Origin of the sequence: Micromonospora sp. ATA51 (assembly GCF_016802855.1) — a bacterium.
Lineage (GTDB): Bacteria > Actinomycetota > Actinomycetes > Mycobacteriales > Micromonosporaceae > Micromonospora > Micromonospora sicca.
In genome coordinates this window covers 1-1,929 of sequence record NZ_JAEVHJ010000596.1, presented here as the reverse complement: position 1 = coordinate 1,929, position 1,929 = coordinate 1, and the positions used below count along the sequence as shown (strand labels likewise).

Here is a 1,929-nt window from a genome sequence, read left to right as displayed (position 1 = left end):
CTCGGGCAGCGCCGGCGGCAGGCTGCCGGCCAGGTCCAGGCCCCGGGCCATGCCGCGGGTGGCGGCGCCCCAGCGGGTGGCGGCGCCCCGCCAGCCGGCCTGGGCGAGGCCGCCGTTGCGCTCGGCGCGCAGCCGCTTCACCAGGTCACCCGTGTTGATCAGGACCGGGCAGGCGGTGGCACACATGCCGTCGACCGCACAGGTGTCGACCGCGTCGTAGTCGTAGTCGTCCTGGAGTTCGCGGGCCAGCCGTTCGTCGCCGTCGGCCTGCGCGGCGGCGATCTCCCGGCGCAGCACGATCCGCTGCCGGGGCGTGGTGGTGAGATCCCGGCTGGGGCAGACCGGCTCGCAGTAGCCGCACTCGACGCAGCGGTCCACCTCCGGCTCGACGGTCGGCACGGTCTTCAGGTGCCGCAGGTGGACGTCGGGGTCGTCGCTGAGCAGCACGCCGGGGTTGAGCACGCCGTCGGGGTCGCAGAGCGTCTTCAGCTCGCGCATCACCGCGTAGAGCTCGTCGCCGAACTGCCGGCGGACGTACGGCGCCATCACCCGGCCGGTGCCGTGCTCGGCCTTCAGCGTGCCGCCGTGGGCCAGGACGGCGTCCACCATCTCCTCGGTGAACGCGGCGTAGCGCTCCGGCGCCTCGCCGCCGGGCGGCAGGTCGAGCGTCCCCCGGGTGGTGCCGGTGGGAAGCTCGTCGGGCCCGGCGGTGCGCTGCCGGGGCACGGTCACCCCGTCCGGCGCGACGGTGCGGCGCTCCGCCCGCTGGGCCAGCGCGGCCACCAGGACCGAGCCGCCCACCCCGGCGATCACCGCGTACGGGGCGATCAGGTGGGCCGAGACCTGCTCAGCGGCGATTGCGGCGAGCCTCGGCACGGCCAGCAGGTACGCCACCGCCACGAGCAGCGGGCCGGCCGCTCCGGACGCCGCCGCCCCGACCCGCCGCTCCGCCAGCCGTGCGGTACGCCGGGCGGCCAGCGCGCCGATCACCAGCGCGGAGCCCATCGCGAGGAGTGCGCCCGGCCAGTAGAAGTAGTCCCGGATCCAGAACCGGTCACTGTCGGCGCTGATCTGCCAGATGCCGAGCTGCGCGCTGGTCAGGCCCCGTCCGGCGAGCACGCTGTCGACCACCGAGACCACGGCGAGCAGCCAGAGCCATCCGGTCGTCGCGATCAGGTTGGTGGCGGCCGCCCTCGAGTGCAGCGCCCAGGCCGCCACGAGCACGCCGACCAGCAGTCCGACGGCGGCGTAGCCGGCGGCGACAGTCTGCGGGGAGAAGGTGTCCGGCACCCGCGCCGCGCGGGCCGGTACGGCGACCAGGAGCACCGTGATCAGCGCGCCGACCGCCCCGGCGACGGCCAGGGTGAGCTTCCCCAGCGTCCGGCCCGGTTCCTCGTCCTCGCCGCCCCGCGCCCGCAGCCGCTGCGCGCAGACCGCGCCCGCGACCACCGAGGTGGCGGAGATCCAGGTGGCCCAGGCGAGGCTCGCCACCCACGCCGCGTCGACCCGGGCCGCGTCGTTCGGCGTCCAGTTGATGATGCCCAGGCCGTAGCCGAAACCCAGTTGCGCCGCGCCCGCACCGGCAGCGACGCCGATCGCGATGGCGACCGATCCTCCCCAGCCCCGTCTGGCCATGCCGGGGAGCGTAGCGTCCCAGGGTCGGCTCGGCGAGTCGTGGCGGGCAGCCGGAACCGGTCGCGGCCGGGGGTTGGTGGCGGGGGCTACGGTCGCCGGTGATGAGGCGGTGGACGTGATGACGGACGGGTACCCGGAGCGGCAGACCGCACCCGGGCCGGCTGACCAGGGGCCGGACCGGGTCAGACTACTGCTCGGCGGTGGGCTGGCGGTGGCGCTGCTGGCCGTGATCGGCGCCAGCGGCGGCTGGCTCATCGCGGGCGGCGACCCCGGTCCCGCCGGCCCGCCGGCGGC

Annotated in this window: 1 protein-coding gene; it reads right to left on the bottom strand. The window is 76.3% G+C overall.

Going from position 1 to position 1,929, the window contains the following annotated elements:
• A partial coding sequence (locus JNW87_RS41925; RefSeq protein ID WP_375373606.1) for a (Fe-S)-binding protein occupies positions 1 to 1,635 on the bottom strand: 1,635 nt, incomplete at its 3' end.
• Between the last annotated feature and the right edge of the window lie 294 nt (positions 1,636 to 1,929).